General features: G+C 40.2%; 22 protein-coding genes. 8 read left to right on the top strand and 14 right to left on the bottom strand.

Translation table 11 applies throughout. The features are described from left to right. Positions 1-112 precede the first annotated feature (112 nt). From rarD to HPC67_RS04875, 3 genes are all read left to right on the top strand, one after another. Positions 113-1,009 carry an EamA family transporter RarD gene (gene rarD, locus HPC67_RS04885; RefSeq protein ID WP_343327809.1) on the top strand — a complete coding sequence of 299 codons (897 nt, stop codon included), beginning with the start codon at positions 113-115 and terminating at the stop codon, positions 1,007-1,009. Between the two features lie 225 nt (positions 1,010-1,234). Then, positions 1,235-2,155: an SGNH/GDSL hydrolase family protein gene (locus HPC67_RS04880; protein WP_217586343.1), complete on the top strand. Its 921-nt coding sequence runs from the start codon at positions 1,235-1,237 to the stop codon at positions 2,153-2,155. A 4-nt stretch (positions 2,156-2,159) separates the two neighbouring features. Further along, the gene (locus HPC67_RS04875) at positions 2,160-2,777 is read left to right on the top strand and encodes a YpmS family protein (RefSeq protein ID WP_343327808.1); all 618 of its coding nucleotides are present in this window, start codon (positions 2,160-2,162) and stop codon (positions 2,775-2,777) included. Between the two features lie 50 nt (positions 2,778-2,827). Here HPC67_RS04875 and HPC67_RS04870 read toward each other — a convergent pair whose 3' ends face one another. Together HPC67_RS04870 and HPC67_RS04865 are read right to left on the bottom strand one after the other, a co-directional pair. Beyond that, on the bottom strand, positions 2,828-3,811 hold the full coding sequence (locus tag HPC67_RS04870) for a helix-turn-helix transcriptional regulator (protein ID WP_217586341.1): 984 nt from the start codon (positions 3,809-3,811) through the stop codon (positions 2,828-2,830). Positions 3,812-3,926: 115 nt separating this feature from the next. Then, positions 3,927-4,472, bottom strand: a complete 546-nt coding sequence (locus HPC67_RS04865) for a hypothetical protein (protein WP_217586340.1) — start codon at positions 4,470-4,472, stop codon at positions 3,927-3,929. Positions 4,473-4,849: 377 nt separating this feature from the next. Here HPC67_RS04865 and HPC67_RS04860 point away from each other — a divergent pair, with 377 nt between their 5' ends. Continuing rightward, on the top strand, positions 4,850-6,472 hold the full coding sequence (locus HPC67_RS04860) for an ABC-F family ATP-binding cassette domain-containing protein (protein ID WP_217586339.1): 1,623 nt from the start codon (positions 4,850-4,852) through the stop codon (positions 6,470-6,472). A gap of 24 nt (positions 6,473-6,496) precedes the next feature. On the opposite strand, the gene HPC67_RS04855 is transcribed toward HPC67_RS04860, so the two are convergent. After that, positions 6,497-7,849 (bottom strand): MFS transporter, encoded by a 1,353-nt coding sequence (locus HPC67_RS04855; RefSeq protein ID WP_217586338.1) that lies wholly within the window; start codon positions 7,847-7,849, stop codon positions 6,497-6,499. A 232-nt stretch (positions 7,850-8,081) separates the two neighbouring features. Here HPC67_RS04855 and HPC67_RS04850 point away from each other — a divergent pair, with 232 nt between their 5' ends. Next, positions 8,082-9,305: a helix-turn-helix domain-containing protein gene (locus HPC67_RS04850; protein WP_217586337.1), complete on the top strand. Its 1,224-nt coding sequence runs from the start codon at positions 8,082-8,084 to the stop codon at positions 9,303-9,305. A 375-nt stretch (positions 9,306-9,680) separates the two neighbouring features. On the opposite strand, the gene HPC67_RS04845 is transcribed toward HPC67_RS04850, so the two are convergent. Further along, positions 9,681-10,616, bottom strand: coding sequence for an L-threonine 3-dehydrogenase (locus HPC67_RS04845; protein ID WP_217586336.1), 936 nt, complete (start codon positions 10,614-10,616; stop codon positions 9,681-9,683). 81 nt (positions 10,617-10,697) lie between these two features. Then, positions 10,698-11,888 carry a glycine C-acetyltransferase gene (locus tag HPC67_RS04840; protein WP_217586335.1) on the bottom strand — a complete coding sequence of 397 codons (1,191 nt, stop codon included), beginning with the start codon at positions 11,886-11,888 and terminating at the stop codon, positions 10,698-10,700. 266 nt (positions 11,889-12,154) lie between these two features. On the opposite strand from HPC67_RS04840, the gene HPC67_RS04835 reads away from it, so the two are divergent. Further along, complete coding sequence (locus HPC67_RS04835; RefSeq protein WP_217586334.1) at positions 12,155-12,292, top strand: hypothetical protein; 138 nt, start codon at positions 12,155-12,157, stop codon at positions 12,290-12,292. A gap of 61 nt (positions 12,293-12,353) precedes the next feature. Here the strand turns inward: HPC67_RS04835 and HPC67_RS04830 are convergent, their stop codons facing one another. The 7 genes from HPC67_RS04830 to HPC67_RS04800 form a co-directional block, all read right to left on the bottom strand. Then, the gene (locus tag HPC67_RS04830; protein WP_217586333.1) at positions 12,354-13,109 is read right to left on the bottom strand and encodes a LysM peptidoglycan-binding and 3D domain-containing protein; all 756 of its coding nucleotides are present in this window, start codon (positions 13,107-13,109) and stop codon (positions 12,354-12,356) included. Positions 13,110-13,365: 256 nt separating this feature from the next. Continuing rightward, complete coding sequence (opp4C, locus tag HPC67_RS04825) at positions 13,366-14,265, bottom strand: oligopeptide ABC transporter permease (protein ID WP_217586332.1); 900 nt, start codon at positions 14,263-14,265, stop codon at positions 13,366-13,368. A 14-nt stretch (positions 14,266-14,279) separates the two neighbouring features. After that, complete coding sequence (gene opp4B / locus HPC67_RS04820) at positions 14,280-15,245, bottom strand: oligopeptide ABC transporter permease (RefSeq protein WP_217586331.1); 966 nt, start codon at positions 15,243-15,245, stop codon at positions 14,280-14,282. Positions 15,246-15,291: 46 nt separating this feature from the next. Further along, positions 15,292-17,055 (bottom strand): oligopeptide ABC transporter substrate-binding protein, encoded by a 1,764-nt coding sequence (gene opp4A, locus HPC67_RS04815; RefSeq protein WP_246569721.1) that lies wholly within the window; start codon positions 17,053-17,055, stop codon positions 15,292-15,294. A 27-nt stretch (positions 17,056-17,082) separates the two neighbouring features. Next, a complete protein-coding gene (locus HPC67_RS04810) occupies positions 17,083-18,105 on the bottom strand; it encodes an ABC transporter ATP-binding protein (protein WP_217586330.1) in 1,023 nt (340 codons plus the stop codon). Then, positions 18,102-19,130: an ABC transporter ATP-binding protein gene (locus HPC67_RS04805; RefSeq protein WP_217586329.1), complete on the bottom strand. Its 1,029-nt coding sequence runs from the start codon at positions 19,128-19,130 to the stop codon at positions 18,102-18,104. Before HPC67_RS04805 ends, HPC67_RS04810 begins: the two co-directional genes overlap by 4 nt. A gap of 381 nt (positions 19,131-19,511) precedes the next feature. Then, entirely contained in the window at positions 19,512-20,423 is a 912-nt protein-coding gene (locus tag HPC67_RS04800) for a DUF1002 domain-containing protein (RefSeq protein WP_425514300.1), read from the bottom strand. Positions 20,424-20,694: 271 nt separating this feature from the next. Between HPC67_RS04800 and HPC67_RS04795 the strand changes: the two genes are divergently transcribed. Continuing rightward, positions 20,695-21,897 (top strand): MFS transporter, encoded by a 1,203-nt coding sequence (locus HPC67_RS04795; RefSeq protein WP_217586605.1) that lies wholly within the window; start codon positions 20,695-20,697, stop codon positions 21,895-21,897. A 336-nt stretch (positions 21,898-22,233) separates the two neighbouring features. Here HPC67_RS04795 and HPC67_RS04790 read toward each other — a convergent pair whose 3' ends face one another. Continuing rightward, positions 22,234-22,611 carry a RidA family protein gene (locus HPC67_RS04790; protein ID WP_217586328.1) on the bottom strand — a complete coding sequence of 126 codons (378 nt, stop codon included), beginning with the start codon at positions 22,609-22,611 and terminating at the stop codon, positions 22,234-22,236. 482 nt (positions 22,612-23,093) lie between these two features. Here HPC67_RS04790 and HPC67_RS04785 point away from each other — a divergent pair, with 482 nt between their 5' ends. Then, positions 23,094-24,374 (top strand): hypothetical protein, encoded by a 1,281-nt coding sequence (locus tag HPC67_RS04785; RefSeq protein WP_217586327.1) that lies wholly within the window; start codon positions 23,094-23,096, stop codon positions 24,372-24,374. A gap of 70 nt (positions 24,375-24,444) precedes the next feature. Here HPC67_RS04785 and HPC67_RS04780 read toward each other — a convergent pair whose 3' ends face one another. Next, positions 24,445-24,783 (bottom strand): hypothetical protein, encoded by a 339-nt coding sequence (locus HPC67_RS04780; protein WP_217586326.1) that lies wholly within the window; start codon positions 24,781-24,783, stop codon positions 24,445-24,447. Between the last annotated feature and the right edge of the window lie 12 nt (positions 24,784-24,795).

Raw genomic sequence — 24,795 nt, 5'->3', positions numbered from 1 at the left:
AAGTTAAGATTGATTTTTCGCGATCTTAGTTTTAAAATAGACATCAATTTAATACTCGGATCAAAGTAACATACAATAGACTTTGAATTTCTTTTGGGGAGGGGGTTGGCACGTGCTGAGACAAGATAAAAGCGGCATGATCTATGCAACATTGGCTTATTTTTTATGGGGATTGCTCCCAATTTACTGGAAGCTCGTCGATCGCGTTCCTGCAATCGAAATATTGGCGCACCGTGTTGTTTGGTCGTTCGTATTTATGTCCGCACTCGTGATCTTATTGCGCAAAAACAAAGCGTTCTTTCGAGATTTTAAAGCACTTCTTCAGAACAAAAAGCAAACGCTCGGTATGGCCCTTGCCTCGATTATGATTAGCATCAATTGGCTTACTTATATTTGGGCGGTGAACAGTGATCATGTTGTGCAAGCAAGCCTCGGCTACTATATTAACCCGCTTGTGAGCATTCTTCTCGGCGTTATCGTACTTCGAGAAAAACTTTCACGTCGCCAAATGGTATCATTTATGCTCGCTGCCATCGGTGTCCTCTACCTCACATTTAGCTATGGCGTCTTTCCATGGATATCGATTTTGCTGGCTGTTTCATTTGGCTTATATGGTTTATTAAAAAAAACCGTACAAATTGGTTCTGTGTTTGGCTTAACGATTGAAACGATGTTTGTCGCACCAATTGCAGTCATATTCCTTCTGACAACGGAAGGTCCTGCTTTTACATTTGAGACAGCGACGACACCTACAGGCTTGATATTAATTGGCGCTGGCGCAGCAACAGCCATTCCGCTTTTATTGTTTGCCTCTGGAGCAAGACGCATTCCGTTGTCGATGATCGGTTTTTTACAATATTTAGCTCCAACAATCATGCTCATTCTAGGTGTATTTGTGTATGGAGAAGTCTTTTCACAGGCTCATTTGATTGCTTTTTCACTCATTTGGACTGCGTTATTCATATATATGGGTTCAGCTCTAAAGGTTAAGGGGAAACAAACAACATAGCTTAGGGCATTGACACACTTATGATATGATGGCCTGTTTCATGGTATACTTTTAATGTAACTTTTATATATGAACGCATAGAAATAGACCTTTGACCACGCAATATAAGTGCAAAAATGTTCATCATGTTACAACGAATGATTTATGGTACCTCTTTTGGGGGTATATATATGGAGCGGCATATCATGGAACAGTATGCCATATTAATGTATACAGGTGATTACAGTGCGAAAATTTTATATGGCGACTATATTAGTCATTTTGCTATTAATCGTTGGAGGAATAGCTTTATGGAAACCGACCGCTCCAACAACGACGTTACCCGTTCAAAAAACGGAACAACCAGAGCACAACGAACAAAACAATTCTAATGCAGATGCGACAAACGAAGAAGCAGCCAATACAGATACTGAAAACAATACCGATAACAGTACTGAAACATTAACCGACCACCTCGCCTCTATGATTACAGAATCAATCCAAAAAGCGATTGGCATGTTTTCAAGTCAGGAAACGCATGTGACAGCCATCGGTGATTCCTTAACACAAGGGGTAGGAGATGAAACCGGCCTTGGGGGCTATGTTGGCATATTAGAACGAACAACTAATCCAGAAGATTCCACTTACACGGTTACGTTTGACAACTTCGGCAAGCGGGGCAATCGATCTGATCAGCTTTTGAAACGCCTAGAGCAAGAAGACATTCAAGCATCAATCGCTGATGCTGATATCGTTCTTATCACAATCGGTGCAAATGATGTTATGCAGGTTGTGAAGCAAAACATTACAAATCTTACAATCGAGCCCTTTAACAAAGCACGACGCGACTATCGCCAGCGACTGAACCAAATCATCTCCAAAATAATTACGATCAACAGTGACGTTGATGTTTATCTGCTTGGCTTTTACAATCCATTTGAACAATACTTTGATGATGTAAAAGAACTTGAAACAATTATTGCCGACTGGAATGAAACCCTTCGCCAAGTCACGCTTAAATTTGACAGCACGACGTTTATACCGATCAATGACTTATTCAGCGCCTCAAATGAAGATCTATTCGCTGATGATCATTTTCATCCAAATTACCGTGGCTATAAACGAATGGCTGATCGAGTGCTTGAATATACAGGACAAAAGAGGTGAGCACGTGACAGAGAAACAACCACATTCACATAAAAAATGGAAAATGCTGTTCTTTATTTTACTCATTTCAAACGGGATCGTTCTGCTCACCCTCTCCGTGCTCTTATTTTGGCCGGCAGCCGATGTTGACAGACCTGATCATAAGCCGATCGAGAAGGAAGATAGCTCGGAGTTCATCGTACGTACGACCAAACAAAATGTCGATGATCTTGCCAATGCCTACCTCGAGGAATTGTTAAAAGGAACGAAACACCATTACAGCATTACACTAGGAGAAGACGTTCAATTAAACGGTGAGCTCCCTGTATTTAGTACCACCGTTCCCCTGACCGTACGTTTTGATCCAATCGTTCAAGCAAATGGGGACGTTGTTTTAAAGCAAAAATCCATTTCAGTTGGACTTCTTCAGCTACCTAACCAAAAAATTATGGAGTACATGAAGAAATATCTACCGATGCCAGATTGGGTCACTGTCGATGCAAAAAATGAAGAGATTTACGTTGCTGTCACAAACATGGATATCAAAAGTAATTTTCACGTTTATGTGGAACAACTCGATCTTGAATCCAATAACCTCGCCTTTAAAATTCGCGTACCTTATGAAACATTAGGCATTGATTGATACATGAAAGGACTGCCTATTTTAAAGCGCAGTCCTTGTTTTTATTTAACCTAATCGTTATAAACCGCCTGCATACGTGCGATTTTTTGCTCTATTTCACCGATAAGGTGATCAGGTGCTAAGACCTTTGCCTTTTCTCCCCATGTTAAAATCCAATTAATGAGCCCGTCCGATAGCTTTGCTTTTGTTGACAAAATAAAATAGTCGTCCCCGTCTTTCGTAATATCTGCTTCATGTCCGAAATGGTCCAGCATAACATTTACAAGCGAATTATCAAAACGAATCTTGATCCGAATCTCATCCCCAGCAAACATTAAAAACGTTTGGTCAACATATTCCTGCAAATTAAAGTCTCCTTTTTGGAAGCGTTCCCCCGTTATCGAGATGTTGCGAATCCGGTCGAGTCGGTAATGACGGATTTGCCCTGTTGGTTGATAACGGCCAATTAAGTAATAATAATCCTTTTCCCAAATAAGTGCATAAGGCTCTACATCGTATATGTCACCATCACGGTTAAATTGAAACTGTTTGTTTACGTCATATTTGCCATATTGATATGTCAACACCTTTTGCTCTGAAATCGCGCGATGTACATGATCAATATTAAGTTTAACCCGTTCATAATCCATGTTTGCTGATTGATGGAACAATACCGGTTCAGGAAATGTTTTGGCAATATGCTTGCTCGTCTGCTGCTTCATTTTATCAATCAGCTTTTCTTTTTCATTCGTTGTTATGAAACGAGCTGATAAGATCGCATCAACGATCAGCCTCAGCTGATACGTTTCAAACAAACGACTTTGATGACTATAAAAATGTTTACCATATCGACGCGTGTGCGTCATCACTTCAAAGTCAGACGCATCAAGTGTCTCTAAATCACGGCGAACCGTTCGCTTATCTAGCGTCCCCTCAACACCAGCTAATCTTAACATTTCAATCATGTCTTCAATGCTGAGTTCATGATCTTCATCTGTTTCTGTAAATAAAATATCACGTAACTTCATTAAACGATAATTGCTTCCACGCTCCATCTTTTCCCCCTCCTAAATATAGAAAAAGGGGCCATATGTATAGGTGTATGGCCCCTTATGAATCGGTCAAGCTGTCTATAAGTTGTTATTAATATGAGTGCTTCTAATCTGCCAGCTAACCTATCATTAGCCTTTGATTCATTTTATAATGTCCAAGTCTTCCGCGATAAACGAGTTCCATCCCGTCGATATTGCGAATATCTGCCGGTGTAATAAAGCACGGCTCTTTAACCATTTGAAACGAATCTGCCTTCTGTAACACAGTCGCTACAAACTGTGAACAGAACATCGCATAGGATCGTTCAATTCTAATACGGAGCAATACACCAAATAAACCGATAAAATTATATTTATATAAATCCTTATTCGCTTCTATTTCTTTTATATGTGCAATGACCTCATCATACTCTGATTGTGTCATCGTATATTTATAGATCGCACACTCTGAATTCCTCATAAAATCACTTTTAATATCTTCCCGAACAAAACCGCCTATAAAGGGATTTTTCGGGCGTTTTCTGCCGAAGCTATAAACCTCCGATAATTCATCATCAAATCCAATTGACACATGATTCAAAGGCTGCCTCGTACAATAATTGATTGCTTTTGACAAATACGTTCCTGTATCAGTAAAGAGAAAATAAATCGTCTTTTCCTTCATGATCCTCCCCCTTCGCCTGCAGCGAGCAATCATATCGCTGGCTTATTGCGATGGCGTCTTTATCACATTTTACCTCTTTGCCATCTCCAGTAAAAGAAAACTCAAAAAAATACCGTTGCTTTATTGTTGCATATTTCCCCAAAAAAATATAGCCCTATTTTATTAACCACGCACACGTCAATTCATTATACCAGATTTTGGGATGTTTTTTTGGCTTGCTTTCATTTAAATTCGTTGATACACTGTAAAATTATGTTTAAAACATTGACGTAAGCTCATAAATCGCTTAAGCTAACGTTGATTGCCAGTGAAAATCATGTCATGTTATGCTGATACAAGCTGGTGCGTTAATTTTATACATGGAGGAATTTACACCGATGATAACAGTATCCAATGTTGGTTTAAGATATGGCGATAAAAAGCTATTTGAAGATGTTAATTTAAAGTTTACTGCTGGTAACTGCTACGGCGTAATCGGCGCAAACGGAGCTGGAAAGTCAACATTCCTAAAAATATTGTCCGGAGAGATTGACCCTCAATCTGGACACGTTTCAATGGGTAACGACCAGCGTCTAGCCGTATTAAAACAGGACCATTTTGCTTATGAAGAACACCAAGTCCTTGATACCGTTTTGATGGGACATGAAAAGCTTTATAGTGTTAAACAAGAAAAGGACGCTATTTATATGAAGGCAGACTTTTCCGAGGAAGACGGCATGCGCGCTGCAGAGCTAGAAGGTGAATTTGCCGAAATGAACGGTTGGGAAGCAGAATCAGATGCAGCCGTTTTATTAAAAGGGCTTGGCATTGGTGAGTCCTTGCATCATCTTCAAATGTCAGAGCTACACGCCGACCAAAAAGTGAAGGTATTGCTCGCCCAAGCTTTGTTTGGTAACCCAGACGTCCTATTAATGGATGAGCCGACAAACGGCTTGGACATTCAAGCCATTCAGTGGCTCGAGGATTTCCTCATTAACTTTGAAAATACCGTCATCGTCGTCTCACACGACCGCTACTTTTTAAATAAAGTATGTACGCATATCGCTGATGTTGACTACGGCAAAATTCAAATCTACGTCGGCAACTACGATTTTTGGTATGAATCTAGCCAGCTCGCTAAGAAAATGGCGCAAGAGGAAAATAAGAAAAAGGAAGAAAAAGTAAAGGAACTACAAGCCTTTATTGCCCGCTTCAGCGCGAACGCATCAAAGTCTAAACAGGCGACATCACGGAAAAAGCTGCTCGACAACATTACACTTGATGATATTAAGCCTTCATCACGCCGTTACCCATATATCGCCTTCACACCTGAACGTGAAATTGGGAACGATCTATTACAGGTTCAAGGCTTAACGAAGACGATTAACGGTAAAAAGGTACTTGATAATGTCAGCTTTACGATGAATAAAGATGATAAAATCGCCCTCATCGGAAAAGACGACATCGCCAATACAACGTTAATGAAAATATTAATGGGTGAAATGGAGCCTGATTCAGGAACGTATAGATGGGGCGTCACAACGTCACGCTCATATTTCCCGAAAGACAACAGCGCTTATTTTGAAAATAGCGACCTGTCACTCGTCGATTGGTTACGCCAATTTTCACCAGAAGATGAAACAGAAACATTCCTACGTGGCTTCCTTGGCCGTATGCTCTTCTCTGGTGAAGAAGCATTGAAAAAAGCGAATGTATTATCCGGTGGTGAAAAAGTCCGCTGTATGCTGTCTAAAATGATGCTCTCTAATGCGAACGTCCTTCTGTTAGATGAGCCAACAAACCATTTGGACTTAGAATCCATCACATCACTCAATAATGGTTTAATTAACTTCAAAGGGTCATTAATTTTTACAACTCAGGACCACGAGTTCATTAATACCATTGCCAATCGCTTGGTTGAAATCACACCTGGAGGCGTCTTTGATAAAGAAATCTCCTATGAAGAATATGTTCAGGATAAAGACATCCAAAAACGTGTTGCAGCCATGTATGCAGAATAACGTTACATGCATAAGAACCGGTTCCTATTGACGGAACCGGTTTTTTGTATGGACTAACATACGAGCATAAAGAGGCGTAAGCTTATTCTGTATATGCTTAAAGGTATCTTGCCATTTCGGTTCATAATTTGGATGATGCTGCACAATGACTTTATGTCTTAACAAGTAGACGATGACGGAAAACATCATTATGGATGTCGGTATGATGGTAAACAGAGCGCCAATTGTATCAAATAGAAATCCAAACAAAATAATTGATATCGGCGAAAGTGCTTGCGCCATCGTTTCCATCATGCCAAACACCCGGCCGCGATACGCTTCCTTCGTGTGTTTCTGAAAGATCACGCCAATTGGTGTATTGATCAAGGAATTTGTTATGCCATACAGTACTGATAAAACGACAAAAGAAACAACCGTTAAAACATAGCTCATATCCAACATGAGTGGATATATAAACGAAAGGATTATTATCGAAATAAATATGATGCCGCGTTTCACAATGAGTAACGGGTATTGAAACTCTTTTCTCACTGAAAGATATAAGGATGCTAGAAATATACCAACCGAAAATGCACCCTCTATTACTCCAAAATGGGCAGGCTTAATCTCTAACTGCTCTATTGCGATAAAAGGCATACCTATAACAACAACCGCCGAAAAAAAATTGATAATCAAAGCCGTACACAAGACCGTCCACAAAAGACGTTGCTGTCTAATATAGTCGTATCCACCCTTTAGACTTTTCAACAGACCTTCAGTTGAAGCATGATCCTGATCGTCTTTATTTGTAAAAAGTTTAAAATTCATTGTCGCTTCTAACACGATTGCGATCATAAATGACGCCATATGGATAATTAAAAAAATGCTCATCGTAGACATCCCATATAAAAAACCACCGAGCATTGGACCACCTATAGTGGATATAGAAACTGACGTCTGATTAAACGCAATCGCTTTTTGAATGCGTTCTTCATCAATGAGGTTGGCTATTGAAGACGTAAAGGTCACACTTGTGAACATAGATGACACCGATAAACATGCAGTTGTAACATAAATCGCCCATATGTTTAATTCAAAAAAATAACTATGCAGGAGTAATGCCATCACAATAAATATAGAAAATGATTGTGATGTTAATACGATGACTTTTTTAGAAAACCGATCTGCTGCAAGGCCAGCTACCGGAGAAAAAATGGTTCTAGGAATCGTTCCACACAATAAATTAATGGCAAAACCCGTAGCAGATCCTGTGCTCTCCAAAATATATAAGCTCATACCAAACGCATACACACTGTTGCCGACAGACGATATTAATTTACTAAAGACGAAAGCCCATAGGTGGTAGGTGGCTTTCTTCAGTTTTGCGATTTTCTCCACGTCCATCACCCTTTTAGTTTAATATTATTAAACTAATACTACCATTATGCCTCTTTAGTGTAAATAAAAAGTTTAATATAGTTAAAAAAGTACAGGTGATAAGTTTGTTTATTATCGCTCCTGGCTATATCATATGAGGGAAACATGGTAAGATTAAATACACAGCTCGCATAATTAACGAAACGTTTTATGATAAATAGACTTGAACGACAAACAGTTTAGGGGTGTTACGATGACATCACTCGGTGATCGGATTAAAACAATAAGAAAGAAACAGCATTTAACGTTAGAGGATTTGGCAGGGGATAAATTATCCAAGGGCATGTTAAGTTTAATTGAAAATAATAAAGCAAAGCCTTCTATTGAAAGCCTCGAATATATCGCAAGTCAATTAAATGTAGAAATGAATGAATTACTTGGGCAACCGAATGGTCAAGCGTTACGTCATTTATTACATGACGTCCAAGCACAGTTTGACGCGGGGAAGTTTGAAGACATCACAGCTCAGTTGGAAAACAATCTGTCCAATTATCCCCCACTCTATGAATATGGCCAGCTTCTCAAATTATATGGACTCAGCCTCTATCATCTACATGCTGATGAATGGCAGGTTAAAATTAATGAAGCCGATAACATATTTTTAGAGCTAGGCCTTTATAATGACTCTGCACAGCTTACGATCCAAAACGCGGACATATACACATCACAACGCGATTACTCTGGCGCATACACATTACTGTCTAAGAAGAATGACATGCTAAATAAATATAATGCTCATTTGGATACGTTAATACAATTAACATTTACAACAAGAGAAATTTTACTGTTGTTTGCCTTAAATGAGTATGATAAAGCAATACATCTCTTGGAAGAAACGCTTAACTACTCAAGAACAAACAGTCTATTTTATAAAATTGATGGCTTATACAGAATGGCGTGTTTTTATGCGATGATGAGCGGTAACAAGAAAGACATGAATTACTATTTACAGAAATTAGATTTATATGGCGAGTTTACAGATGATGTAGAAGTCACAGCTTTTGTCCCGCTTATACAATCACATTATTACAATAAATACAAAAAAGATTATCAGAAAGCTTTAACGTATATTGAAGAATTTAAGGACATTGCGACACGAGAACCAGGGGATGGTTGGAAAAATTATTATGTTATGGAAAAGGGCAAAGCATTATTTGGATTAGGTGACTATAACCAAGCCATACATCACCTCACGCAATTTAAAGAAGTTCCAGAGTGGGTACACCCATTTGATTTATCAATTATGTACGAAACCTACGCTTATATGGCACGTAGTTACGTATACAATGATCAAATTGAAGCTGCCGTACATTATTTAGAAAAAGCTAAAAAAGGTATTTGGAATTTACCAAATACCCCCTACAAATCCTTTATCATGCATACCGATGACATTATTAACGAATACCGCACTTTGTAAATTATAGACTGGATGTTAGGTTATCAATCAGCTATTAAATAGGGACTGGGAAATAACGTAAAGTGTAACGCAAAAGACGAAAAATGCTCAATACTAGCTCCGGAAATACACGCAGACTCCTGTGAGGTGAGACCCCACAGTGCGTGGGGAAGGAAGGCTAAAATCGCGACGTCATGTCGCAACGCCTTCATGACCAACATCCTGTTGGCCCGAGGCTCACCAGCCGCCCACGGTCTCCTAGTTTCCGCGCGTCCTGCGCCAACGTCGACACTAAAACATCGTGTTTGTCGGTCGCGAAGTGTATTTCCGGAGCGGTCGTATTGTTCATATTTCCATATGGTTAAACCTCTTATGTCCCAGGCTCCCTGTTAACTTTTATTTCTGTGCTATTTTTTCTAGCATATCTTTTGTCATGCGGTCTAAATCATAGTCAGCTTTAAAGCCCCATTCTTCAATCGCGGCTGTGGAATCAATCGCATTCGGCCAACTTTCAGCAATGCGTTGACGAGCCGGATCGACATCATAACTCATTTTAAATTCAGGTATATGCGTTTGAATGGCCTTCGCGAAATCTTCAGGAGCCGCTGACATCCCTGAAATATTGAACGCATTACGATGGATGAGCTTCGCTGGATCTGTTTCCATCAATTGAATAATAGCATTTAATGCATCAGGCATGTACATCATATCCATATACGTTCCTTCAGCAATAAACGACGTGTACGCCTTTTGTTTAATCGCTTCATAATAAATATCGACTGCGTAATCTGTCGTGCCCCCACCAGGCGGTGTCACATAAGAAATGAGACCCGGGAAGCGAACACCACGTGTATCAAGCCCAAAGCGATTGTAATAGTAGTCACATAACAATTCACCTGACACTTTGTTAACACCATACATAGTCGTCGGACGCTGCAACGTATCCTGTGGTGTTTGGTCTTTCGGTGTTGACGGACCAAACGCGCCAATGGAGCTTGGCGTGAAGAATTGCGTTTCCAACTCACGTGCAACTTCTAGCGCATTCAGTAAGCCACCCATATTCAAGTCCCAAGCCCGCTTTGGATTTTCCTCAGCTTTGGCAGATAGTAAAGCTGCTAAATGCATAATCGTATCGACGTTATGTTTTTTAGCGACTTCAAATAAACGTTCTCCATCCGTCACGTCTACAATTTCAAATAACCCGTCAGATGCATTGTCAGGCTGTTTAATGTCTGAACCGATAACGTTGTTTTCACCATAAGTATGTCGAAGCTGATCGACAAGCTCTGAGCCGATCTGGCCCATTGCGCCTGTAACGAGTATTTTTTTCATACGAAACCCTCTCCTGCTTTATGTCATAGTCTATCAACTGACGAATCACTATAATTCATCCATTGATTAATATTTGCTGTCTTAAATGATGTTCATATCCTTACCGACTTTTTCATAAATCTTAATCGCTTGATCAAGCATGTCTTTCGTATGTGCGGCAGTCGGCATATTGCGAACGCGACCAGTTCCGCGTGGTACTGTCGGGAATACGATTGATTTCGCATAAACCCCTTCTTCATACAGGCGACGACTGAACTCCTGTGTCGCATTTTCTTCCCCAATAATGCACGGTGTAATTGGTGTTTCACTTTCCCCAATATCGAACCCAAGCTCCTTTAAGCCAGCCTTCAAATAACGACCGTTTTCCCAAAGCTTGTCATGTAGCTCTGTGCTTTCCATCAGTAATTCAACAGCTTTTTTAGCAGCAGCCGCATCAGCTGGTGTTACAGCAGTGGAGAACAAGAACGGACGGGAACGCACTTTCAGCCAATCAATGAGTGACTGCTTACCAGCTACATAGCCACCAATAACACCAATTGCTTTTGAAAGTGTGCCCATTTGAAAATCAATCTTATCCTGTAAACCGAAGTGCTTAACCGTACCAGCACCTTTACCGAGTACACCAGAACCGTGGGCATCATCCACATACGTAATCAAATCAAATTCTTCAGCAATCTCAACGATTTCTGGTAGCTTGGCAATGTCGCCATCCATCGAAAACACACCGTCCGTAATAACCATTATTTTATTATAAAGACCGGAATCAACAGCTTCCTGTGCTTTTTTTCTTAAATCATCCATGTCTGAGTGGTTAAACGGAATAATTTTCGCTTTTGATAAGCGGCAACCGTCAATAATCGAAGCATGGTTGAGGGCGTCTGATAATATTGCGTCATTTTTATCCATTACAGCAGAAATCGCAGCCATGTTACAGTTAAACCCGGATTGGAATGAAATCACTGCTTCTGTTCCTTTAAATTCAGCGAGCTTTTTCTCTAATTCCAAATGAAGGTCCATCGTGCCATTAATGGTTCGAACAGCACCCGCACCGACTCCGTGAGAATGTACGGCATCTGTCGCAACTTTTTTCAGACGTTCATCTGTCGCCAAACCTAAATAGTTATTTGATGATAGATTAATCAGCTGTTTTCCTTCTATTGAAATCATTGGCCCATTTGCACCTTCAATAGGATCAATTTCATTGTAAAGGCCACGCTGTTTCAAATCTGCAATATTGTCATTCAAAAATGTGTGCAAAATGTGACTTGTCATTTAAAGCGTCCTCCTCTTAAGAATTATGATGATGTTTAAAGCATCGTATTGAAACGATTGTATTTTTGTGCTGTCCCTTCTTTGAGGCTCGCACAAAATATGTGTAACCACTTTCATCTTAACATAATTGGTATAATTGATTCATCAATAACGTGTACAAGTGAGCATATTTTAGGAAACAGATTACAAAAAAATACCGTTTCCCTATCATATGAACATCATATATAATAGAGCTTGTTATGTAACTAGGAGAAGGGATGATCGTCTTGAGGAAGTGGCTGATCGTCATATTTTTTATGCTTGTTTTTATATTTGCTTTGATTGGTGTTATAGAACCAGAGGGCTCAGATCAAGTCATTGATAAACAACAACAAGGAACTGTGTCTAGGCAGGCAGGGTTTTAGACAAACAAAAAGCCACTTCCTTCATTAAAAGGGAGTGGCTTTCAATTTTATCAATCTTATGTTATTCAATGATGGTTACATTGACTTCTCTGACACCCCAGTTAAAGGCTTCGGTTTTGGTCGGTACGTGGATATCAATACGGTTGCCTTTAATTGCACCACCGATGTCCTCTGCTGTTGCATAGCCATAGCCTTCAACATACACTTTAGAGCCGAGCGGAATTAAATTTGGATCAACCGCTATGACTTTTGCATGGCGGTTTTTGTTCAAATCAACGCCTGTATACGTTATCCCAGAACAGCCCGTACATTCAGCTGTATAAGCAGTCGCTGTTACTGCGATTGTTCTACCTTCGACCTTTTGCTTGCTCGTGTCATTGTTTGATACAGACCTAGATACCGTTTTAGCTTTTGTATTGGTGTTAACTGCTTGCTTCGCTGCTATAGCGTTTTGCTGATCTATCTTCGTTCCAGTTTCCTTAATGCGTAATTCTTGGCCGATTAAAATGAGGTCAGAGTATAGGTTGTTCCATTCCATTAATTCAGCAATTGACACATGGTATATATTGCTGATATCGGTCAGCGTATCCCCTTTCTTCACCTCATATGTTTCATAGAGTGCAATCTTCTGCTTTGGTTGAATGACGGTCGTCTTGAGGTTATTAATGTCTATTAAGCGATCGACGCTTGTATTGTATCGTTGAGCGATGCTCCAGAGATTGTCTCCTTTTTCGACTTCATATTGCTGTGCGGAAGCAGTCATTGTGCCTGTGGCAGCAATGAGTACAGTAGCACAAAGCGCTACTAGCTTCTTCATGGGCAAAACCCTCCTTTAAAAATTCACAATGACCATCCTAACATATAAGGACGAGCATTGCAGTTACTAGACTTTTAAAAGTCTATTACAAGGGTTGCCAGTTTGCTCAAAAAATATTACATATTTAATAGATTCATGACAAAAAAATTGATTATGACAGTAGAAAGACTGTTGATCAAATCGTCTTATTAAATCAGTTTATTCGTACACAAATCAAAACACCTCCGTGATCGCTTATGATCATGGAGGTGTTGTATTATCGGTTTGACTTTGGATTTAATGCGTCCTTTAGGCCTTCACCTATAAAGTTAATTGATAGAATTGTAAAGACGATTGCCAGCCCAGGTGGAATCCATATCCACGGCTTGTTCTGCAACACATCAGGCTGACGCGAGGATGTGAGCATGTTGCCCCAGCTTGGTACTTCCTGTGGGACACCAAAGCCAAGATAGCTTAAGCCGGCTTCTGCGACGATCATCGTTGCGAACAACAATGTTGCTTGTACGATAATTGTCGAAAGTACGTTAGGCAATAAATGTCTTGTAATAATTTTAGCCGATGATGTTCCAATTGATTCGGCCGCTAAAATATATTCGTTTTCCTTTTCTGCAAGGATTTTACTACGAACAATTCTCGCGACACCACCCCAGCTTAAACCACTGATAACGGCTATTAGTACCCAAACGCCACTCACATGGCCAAATAAAAGGGAACTTAATACAATTACAAACACTAAAAATGGGAAGTTCAAAATAAAGTCTGTAAAACGCATTAAAATATTGTCAACAAAGCCACCAAAATATCCAGCAATTGAACCAATTAAAGTGCCGAACACAACAACGATAGCTGTCACCGACATACCGACTGTCAGGGATACCCTACCACCATATAAAAGCCTGGTAAAAACGTCCCGTCCACTCTGGTCGGTTCCTAACCAATGGTCTGAGGAAGGCGTAAGAGAAGTTTCACCAATATTAACGCGGCTAATATCAACCGTCGTAATATAAGGTGCCAGGAAAGATAAAATGATCACAGTCATTAAGAAAACTGAACTAATCATGGCCAATTTGTTGTGGAAGAACTTTCTTCTCGCAATCGCCCATGGTGATGAATTCTTTCTTTTAGGTGCTTTTATTGATGCTTGTTCTGTATTCACATTATTCCTCCTCCCTAGTCCAATCGAATCCGCGGATCAACTATACCGTATAAAATATCAGCGATTAAGTTTCCTACTAGAACCAAGCAAGAGAACATCATCGTAATCGCCATCACGACGGAGTAATCTCTTGATGACACTGAGTTAACGAATAGTTGTCCAATTCCAGGATACGTAAAAATGGTCTCAGTTATAACAGCGCCACCGATAATCGAGACGATGTCAAAGCCGAGAAACGTGACCAAAGGAATAATGGAGTTACGTAAAATATGCACATTATAAATCTTGCTACGGCTTGTCCCCTTAGCTCTTGCTGTTCGGACAAAATCACGTCTACTATTATCAATAATGTCATTTCTTAAAAATTGTGTATAGCTTGCTGTACTTAACGCACCGAGAACAATTGCCGGTAAGATTACATGATGAAGACGGCTCAACCAATAATCAAGCGTCCCCTCTTGAACCATAATATCAACCGATCCGTTCGATGGGAACCAATTTAACTGAAACGAAAAGAAATAAATGGCAAAAATAGCGGCAACAAAAGACGGAATTGCTAAACCGAGATAGTTTAATCCGCCGATTAGATGATCTCCAACGGTATACGGTTTTCTTCCCGCATAAATACCCATGATTAAAGCGAGTACATACGTAATGAGAAGGGACATCATCCCAAGAAATATCGTATTAGGCAGTTTTTCCAATATAAGATCACTTACATCCATTTTATATTTGACTGATTGACCAAAATCGCCTTGGACAAAGCCAGTTACCCAATCAAAATACTGGACAACGATTGGATCATTGTAGCCCAGCTTTTCACGCATTTCTTCAATATATTCTGGATCTGTATTAAGTGGATCTATTTCTCCACCAAGGGCATCCCCTGGCATAAGCTTTGCCAGGGAAAAGACCACGATGGAGATAAGGAATAACATCGGAATCATGCCTAGTATTCTTCTGAGGCTGTATTTCAACATAATGCAATACTCCTTATCTAATACGTCGCTACTGCTTCGTAATCAATTAGTCTTGCTTAACCCACCATTCGTGCGGGCTGTTCTTTCCAGATAGATCCAATTCTACACCTTGAAGGCGATCGCTTACTGCTAATACTTCTTCAAGCTCAGCAATTGGAATCATTGGAATTTGTTCGTTGATATTTTGCTGCCATTCAACATAAATTTCTTTACGCTTATCTTGGTCCGTACCAACAATATCCATATCAAGGGCGTCTGCCATCAACTGGTCATTTTTCTCATCAACCCAGCGTGGGAAGTTCCAAAGTGCATCAGACTGCCATAGCGCTGTTGGATCTGGATCAGCACCAGTAGACCAGCCACCGAAGAATGTTTCCATACCTTCGTCACCTTCTTCAAGTAGATCGTAGTAAAGGTTAGCATCCGTCATTTCTAATTCTGCTTTTAGACCGATATCTTCCCAATATTGTGTGATCGTTTTAGCGCGTGTTTCAAATGTTGGATTGTTCGTTGCGTAATGGCTGAACTTCACAGAGAATTCTTCTCCGTTTGGATCTTCACGCCAGCCGTCATCGTTTGTGTCAACATAACCTGCATCGTCAAGAATTTGCTTAGCAAGCTCTGGATCGTATTCAAAATGGTTTTCAAGGTCAGCATCATCTGCTGAAATCCAGTGTGCAGATGGAACTGGACGGTTAATCGGTGCACCGAGTCCGAAGAAGAACTCATCAACCCACTCTTGACGATTAATCGCATGAGCCATCGCCTTACGTAATTCTACGTTTTGATATTTTTCATAATCCATTGTTGCTTTACCAGCATCACTATCATAGTTTCCGAGACGGAATCCAATATAGTAGTAGCTTACACCTGGGGCTCTAAGTACTTCAACGTTATCCATTGCACTGATTTCATCAAATGAACTTGGGTGGAATTCCGTCATATCGAGCTGTGAATTTTGTAATTCACCAATAACAAGGCTTGGATCAATTACTTTAAGTACAACACCATCAAGATGTGGCGCGCCTTGCCAGTAATCTTCAAAAGCTTCGAATTGGACAGATTCACCAGGAACAATTTTAGTCACTTTGAATGGTCCGATACCGACAGGATTTACACGTACCTGATCAGAAGCAGACATATCAGCTACTTCTACACCTTCAAACTCTTTTTGAGACATAGCATATGTCCAAAGGTTTTCAAGGTTGTTTACACGAGCCTGATCAAAAGTAACTTCAATTTCATAATCACTTACGACGTTTAAACCAGAAATGCTGTCTGCTTCACCATCTTGGAAAGCTTGTGCACCTTCAATGTTTTTAACGTTTGCCCAACGTGGACCGTCATAGTCAGGGTGTGCAATGGTTTCAAGTGCAAATACCCAGTCATTAACGGTTAGTTCTTCACCGTTATGCCATTTAACGCCTTCTTGGAACGTAAATGTATAAACCTTGTTATCTTCTGTTGCCCATTCAGCAACGTTCGGCTGTGGCTTTAAGTTCTCATCATATTGAATCAAGCTGTCATCGAAAAATTCGATAACTTGAGCATCTACAGCATCGCCATAGAAGTTGATGTTGAATAAACCTTTTGGTTCAGAATCAAGTGCGTATACGATTGTGCCGCCTTCTTGAGGTCCTGAGGCTTCACCGTCATTATTATCGCCACCGTTATCTGACTGGCCTTCATTATTGCTGTTACCGTTGTTGTCGTTGCCACCATCTGAACTTGATGAATCATCAGAACAAGCAGCAAGAAGCAGTGTTAAAGAAAACATCAATACGAGTAAAAACCATAGCTTCTTTTTCAAAATATTTCCCCCTTAATTGTTATAATCTCAGTCTTCATCATACAATAAACAAGCGACTTCGTGGTTCGGCCTCACCTCCCTTAATTGAGGTACAATTTCTTTACACTTCGGCATTGCGACCGGGCACCGCGTGTGAAAGACACAGCCCGATGGTGGGTTTTGTGGATTTGGAACATCCCCCTCCAAAATAATCCGTTCTTTCTTCTTCGTCGGATCAGGCTCTGGTATCGCAGACGTTAAGGCTTGTGTATAAGGATGTAATGGCTCCTTATAAATCGCTTCATTACTTCCGACTTCAACTAGGTGACCGAGATACATTACACCGATTCGGTCACTCATATGCTTAACGACACTTAAGTCGTGCGCAATAAATAAATAGGTTAGATTAAACTCTTCCTGTAAGTCCTTTAACAAGTTTAGGACTTGGGACTGAATGGATACGTCTAGTGCACTAACAGGCTCATCGGCAATAATAAGCTTCGGATTCACCGCAAGGGCTCGTGCAATTCCAATCCGCTGCCGCTGTCCGCCAGAGAATTCATGTGGGTATTTATAGTAATCTGTGTCTCTGAGACCTACTCTAACGAGTAATTCTTTAATTTGCGACTTAAGCTGCTTGCTCGATTTATCAGTAAAATTACGGAGTGGCTCATCAACGATATGGCCGACCATCATCTTTGTGTTTAATGAGGCATATGGATCCTGGAAGACCATCTGGAAGTTTTGTCTGAACTTTCTTAGTCGGGAACCACGTAACCGTGTAATATCTTGACCATCAAAAATAATTTGACCGTCTGTTGCATTGGTTAAGCGTAATATCGTTCTTCCTGTCGTCGACTTTCCACAACCGGATTCCCCTACAAGCCCGAATGTCTCACCTTTTTTCAAAGTCAGTGACACATTATCAACGGCTTTCACATCGCCGACTTTACGCTTGAAAAAGCCAGCTGTAACAGGAAAATATTTTTTTAAGTTTTTCACTTCAAGCAAAACATCGGAATCTGCTTGACTGTGTTGATGGTCTCGCTCCATCACGGATTGTTCACTCATTGTGAAATGGCCTCCTTATGCTCCGGGTGATCTGCTGGATAGCATTCTTTGTTGAGAAGACATCTTGCCTGGTGCTGACCATTAACAGAAGCAAGCTGTGGTGTCACTTTTTTACAATCCTCAAATGCCATCGGACAGCGGTCTGCAAATCTGCAGCCGACATGTGGCATATTTTCCAAAGATGGGACGATACCACCAATCGTGTTTAGTCTGTCCTGTTCTTGATCCATTTTCGGAATACTGCCGAGCAATGATGTTGTGTATGGGTGCTTCGGATTGGCAAACAACTCATTGACCTCTGCATCTTCGACAACCTGACCAGCATACATAACGACGACCTTATCAGCAACCTCGGCTACAACACCGAGATCGTGAGTGATAAGCATAATCGCCATATCCTCTTTATCTTGAATGTCTTTTAAGAGCTCAAGAATTTGAGCTTGTACAGTCACATCAAGTGCAGTAGTTGGCTCATCCGCAATCAATAGCTTTGGGTGTAACGCAATTGCCATCGCAATCATAACGCGCTGCCTCATCCCACCTGAAAGCTGGTGTGGATATTCATCAATGATTTTCTCTGGACGTGAAATACCAACTTCCTTCATTAATTCAATTGACCGTTCACGTGCTTCTTTTTTCGACATTGTCGTATGGTTAAACAATACTTCTTGAAGCTGATAGCCAATTGTAAAGACTGGATTTAATGCAGTCATTGGCTCTTGGAAAATCATACCAATTTCCTTACCACGTATTTTGTTCATCTCTCTATCATTTTTTTGAACGAGGTCTTCTCCTTCAAAGAAAATTTGTCCGTCAGATATTTTTGAAATGAGTTCTGGAAGCAGTTGCATAATCGACAAGGACATAACACTTTTCCCACAACCGGATTCACCTACAATACAGACAACCTCTTTCGGCTTGACTTCAAAACTGACATCAGCTACTGCGTGATGCAATTCGCCTTCTATGTAAAAGCCAGTTTTTAGATTTTTAACCTGGAGCAGATCTTTCTCTTGTTGTGACAACTGCTCTTCCCCCTTCAAGAATTTAATATTCTAAAAATTATGTTTAAATTTTTATCTGGTTTTGCACTTGTAAATCATATATAAATATTCTGGCAAATTAGTTATTGATTGTTTAAATTATATAATATCTCTAAACTTTACACAAGGTTTTATGCAATTTAATTGCAACAGTTCGATTTAATTTGTCGCATTTTATTCTTTCGGATAGGCATAATTGCCTATCTAAAAATCAAGCGCTCGATAGATCCTTCTTAGCTTTACGCACGCAATAAAAGGTAATATTTATGAATTATACTACTTAAATCCAAAAATTGCACCCTATTTTTATAATTTCTTGTAAAAAATGTAAAAATATAGGGGCTGTTTCGTTAAGCCCCCTGACTATTCAGAACCCAATAGACCGCTGAAAAAGTCACCAATGGAATTGAAAAAATCTTTGAAAAAAGTGCCAACCTTTTGCCAAAATCCTTCATCAAGGCCAAGCTCATCCATTTTATCTTTCACTGTATTTGCTATATCCTGAAGCTGATTTTTCACTTGTTCAAAATCAATATTTAGGTTCCGCATTTTTTCAAATAGATCGATTAGCATTTGACGATCTGCTTCACTCAAGGAAATGTTTAATTTATCTAGTTGCTCTTTGACAATCTGCTCTACTTCTTCTTTCGTTGCGGGCTTATTCTCAGAAATTGCCTTTTTAATTTCAGTTAACAATTCACTCACTTGTTCTTGAGTGAGACCTTTGTCAACAAGATCTGTCGCAATGCCGAGCTCTTCATTCGCAAGCTCCATCCGTTCTTTATCAAGCTGTTCACCTTCAACATCATATGCCTTATATATCCCTGTCAAGGCTGAATGCCCAGTGACTTTAACCGGGGATGCAACATCAACAGTCGCATTTTCTACGCCAGCTGTTAGTAAGGCATTCGCATACATATCGGACGTCACCTGCGTAATATTTTCAGGTGTAACAACGCGAATCGTTAAGCCCTTCCCTTTTTCTTCACGGGTAATTTTTGCAGAAGAAAACATCCGTGACTGCGGATTTCCATCAATATAATTCGCCAAATCCTCTCCTGTCACTTTATACTCATCGAGCATTTGGGAGTCGGTAATTTCGAGCAATTCTTTCGTTTGTTTCAGTTGTGCATCGGTTAAGTTACCACCATAGACAACAATCGGTACGCCGAGTTTTTCATCGATCACCTCTTCTGCCTGAACAGGTAAAGCGATAGACAAAAATAGCATAGCTGCTGTTAGGATGAACAGTCCTTTATTTAAGATTGATTTCAATCAGATCATTCCTTTCCACTTTCATATGTTTTAAACTGCTTTTTGTCTCTTTATTATGTTATGCATGTCTTAGGTCAATCATTATCATTGTAAATCATTATAGCCTACTTAGAAAAAATAACCACATCTTCTATTATGTTCTTACGCTACAACATAAGCAGAATCCTTTAATTTTAATGATTTTTCCTGTATATTTAGAGAGACGAAGTAATTGAAAGAAGGGTCTACAATAGAGGCATTTAACACGAATATAAAACGTAACTTGGCGATCATGTGGTTGGCCAACTTTTTTATTGCTGGAAGTATGACAATGGTCCTCCCTTTTATTTCTTTATACATTCAGACGTTCGGTAACTTTTCCGATGCTTATGTACAAAGCTGGTCAGGCTGGATCTTCGGCATTACCTTTGTAACAGCATTTATTTTTTCACCAATTTGGGGTCGAATTGGCGATAAATATGGACGCAAGAAAATCCTTATCATATCAGCGATCGGTCTTGGTGTCTCGATTTTGCTTATGGGATTTGCATCGTCCGTATGGCAATTATTCATCCTTAGACTTTTTATGGGGATATTTACAGGTTTTATTCCGACTTCACAAGCATTCATCTCTACACAAACACCGAAGCATATTGCTGGTAGAGTACTTGGGACATTACAAACTGGTAGTATTACAGGTACATTAATGGGGCCGTTGATTGGTGGAGGACTTGCAGATGTATTCTCTTATAGCGCGACATTTAAATGGACGTCCATTACCATATTTCTCTCAGCACTTATCGTTACGTTCGGGATTAAAGAATTAAGGAAATCTGTTGATGATGACACTGACCAAAAAGTATATTCAAGTAAAGAGGTCATCCAGCATATTGTCGGACATCCAGTATTACTCATCGTTATGGTTGTCTCGATCTTAGTCCAAGTCGCTCATTTCAGCATTCAACCGATATTATCGTTATATGTTGCGGAATTACACGGTCCAGAAAACATTGCCTTATTTTCAGGAATCGCATTTTCGGCGGCAGGGCTCGGCAACCTACTTATGGCAAGACGCTGGGGTAGACTAGGTGACCGGATTGGCTATATTAAGATACTCATCATTCTTCTGTTCATGGCAGGACTCGTATACTTCCCTGGTGGTTTCGTTACGAACATTTGGCAATTAACGGTGCTCAGATTTCTGCTTGGTGTATCAATTGGGGGCATCATTCCTGTTCGAGTTGCTTATATTCGTCAGGAAGCACCTCTTGCCATGCAAGGAGAAGTGCTTGGCTACAATACGAGCCTTCGCTTTTTAGGGAATGTCATTGGCCCTGCACTTGGTGGGATGTTATCAGGCTGGTTTGGCATTTCCTCTGTCTTCTTTGTCACAAGTGCCTTGCTCATAATTGCAGGCAGCCTCATGTTGTATACATGGTATAAGCACAACTACAGCGGACAACCAGTAAGATCGTTACGAATGGAACATAAGTAACACGGTCATTTAGAAAACGAGGTTGGGACATAACTTAAAGTTTTAACTCAAAAGACGAACAATGCTCACCATTAGCTCCGGAAATATACGCAGACTCCTGCGGGAAGAAGGCATAGGTTAGACCCCACAGTGCGTTAGCACGAGGAGGCTAACCAGCCGCCCGCGGAAAGCGAAGTATATTTCCGGAGCGGTCGTAGTGTTCGGCTCTTCATTTGATTAAACTTCTTTTGTCCCAGCCTCGTTTTATTATTTAGGCGCACTAAAAAACAGCCCCCTTTCCGATATTAATCGTGGGAGCTGTATATTGAGTCACTCAATTTTATTATTATGATGCGACTACCCTAAGTAGGCAACGACGTCCATTTCAACACGGACATCTTTAGGAAGACGGCTTACTTCTACAGTTGCACGGGCTGGATAAGGCTTTTGTAAATAGCTCCCGTATATGTCATTCACAACAGCAAAATCCTCCATTGACGCTAAATAGATCGTAAATTTAACAACCTTGGAAAAATCAGCATCAGCTTCACCTAAAATTGACTTCAAATGACTTAACACCTTGTGCGTTTGATTTTCAATGCCTTCTACGACTTCACCTGTTTCTGCATCTAACGGAATTTGACCAGATACGTATAAGAAATCTCCCGCTTGAATCGCCTGTGAATATGGGCCAATTGCTGCTGGCGCCTTTTTGCTATACACTTCCTTAACCATGTGTACGCCTCCTTAATTCCAAAATAATAAAAAATCTTCACACCTATCATAACAAAAGAAGAGGCTTTTGATCTATTACAACACTAAAATAAAAGATTGTAGCAATTAATTTAGACGAGCGCAAAACTACCGCCACTGTTACTTAAAGAAGATAGGTGCATCATTCTTCATTGTGTGTATAATTAATGTGCGGACATGTTTTTGTAAAAAAAGCAAATGATAAGAAAAAACACAATCATTTCTCTTGACAATTTTACGAAAATTCCATACTGTGTCATTAACGAAAAAGAAATATTATTATCTCGTAAACACAACTGACACTTCCCCAATGCTGCCCCGATGACATTCAAATCCTCGTACGGATATATAAACATATATGAACATAAGATAAATCCAAGTGATAAAAACTTGCATGTACAATGCAGGTCTTTATATAGAGAGAGCACTATACATCATATAAATCTAAAATAGGGGGTAAATTTATGAGAGTTAAAGTCGCAGTATTTGGAAGACAGGAGGTTATCGACACACTTTCAGAGCATGTAATGGACACTAAAACAGAGCTGTTTCCGTTTATTTACACGGATGCGGAAGAAGTTTATGATCTCGTTGAAAAGGCCGTTATGTGTGATGTCTATCTATTTACGAGTCCACTTTCTTACTACTACGCCAAAGAAAAAATTGATAAAAAACGTCTACCGGCCGTACACGTTGCATTTGATGAATATATGATTCTGTCTGCGCTGTACCATTTAAAAGCGGGCAATGGCACATCATTACCTCGTCTATCGATTGACCTTGATGATCGGCAACATGTAGATGCCGTCATTAAAGAGCATAACCTTGATAAGTCAGGGTTCCACGTTTATAGCTATGGGAATGACCGTGTAATTGACATTGATAAGATCGTATTTTTCCATAGTAATCTTTGGGAAAGCGGACATATCGACCTCGTTCTCACATCAAGTGTTGCGGTTGAAGACAAGCTCAAAGAAGCCAATATTCCTGTTACCCGTGTCAAGGTACCGAGTGCAAACCTACTACGCGGTATTTCTGAAGCTAAAACAATTGCACACATTAATCAAAATACGAGCACACAAATTGTATCTGGCTATATTCGCTTAAAAGATTATAATACAATTCAAAGCAAGGCACTGGCAGAAACAAACATGTCTAAGCTTGAAGCACTCCTAGACGAGCTGAGTGATGCAACAAATGCGGCAGTCGTTCAGACGAGCGAGGATGCCTTCCTGGTGATCGGTTCTAAAAAATTGCTAGACTATATTACGTCTAACTATCGACGCTTCCCGCTGTTGGCTGAAGCGAAAGAGGCAATTGACGGTCATGTTGAAATTGGATTCGGTCTCGGCCTTTACGTCAATCAAGCAGAGCATTACGCCCGACTTGCGCTAGAATCATGTGAAAAAGAAGGCGGAAGCAGCTGCTATATCGTAAATGAGCGTGGGGAAACAATCGGACCGGTCGGTGTCGAGAAGAAATTTGACTCCGGCAAACTCTATCAAGCACTTATTCATAAAGCACGGTTAAACAATGAATTATCCTATAATTTCCTTGATTTTATTGCCAACCGTAACAATGAACCATTTTCGTCTCAGGATTTAGCTGATTTTTATGGTGTTACGAAACGAAGCGCTGAACGCACCTTAGGTAAACTCATTAAAGGTGAAGTCATTAAAGCTGTTGGAGAAGAGAAGCCCTATTTGCGGGGACGCCCGAGAAAGCTCTTTCAAATTAACCAATAGATTAATCACGTCAAATAACAAGCGAACTGCACGCCCAAGACATCCGACTCTCGTCTAGGGCGTGCAGTTTTTATAATTTGTCCAGCTCTGAGTAACCGCCTGCTTCTCGCAAAACGGATTGTGCAGCGTCATAATGAGACGCTTCAACTTGTGCCTCTAATATATGCGGTCTCATCTGCGCCTGATCGAGTTGCTCTTTTTCCGTACCGAATAGGTCACTTGCTACTTCAGAAGCTGTAACACGTGTTACACCTGCGCTTGGACCTGTCATCGGAAAAGAAAAATACGCCCCCTCATCATTCGGCATCGCCTCTATAACAATGTCTGACACACGAAGTGCTTGCAGTTTAGCACGGGCTGACTCAGCATCATCCTCTGACCGAAAATAGGCATGAATGCGTTCCTTCATTAGAACACCCTC

Origin of the sequence: Lentibacillus saliphilus (genome assembly GCF_019093865.1) — a bacterium.
Classification (GTDB): Bacteria; Bacillota; Bacilli; order Bacillales; family Amphibacillaceae; genus Lentibacillus_B; species Lentibacillus_B saliphilus.
This window is presented reverse-complemented; position numbering and strand designations above follow the sequence as displayed.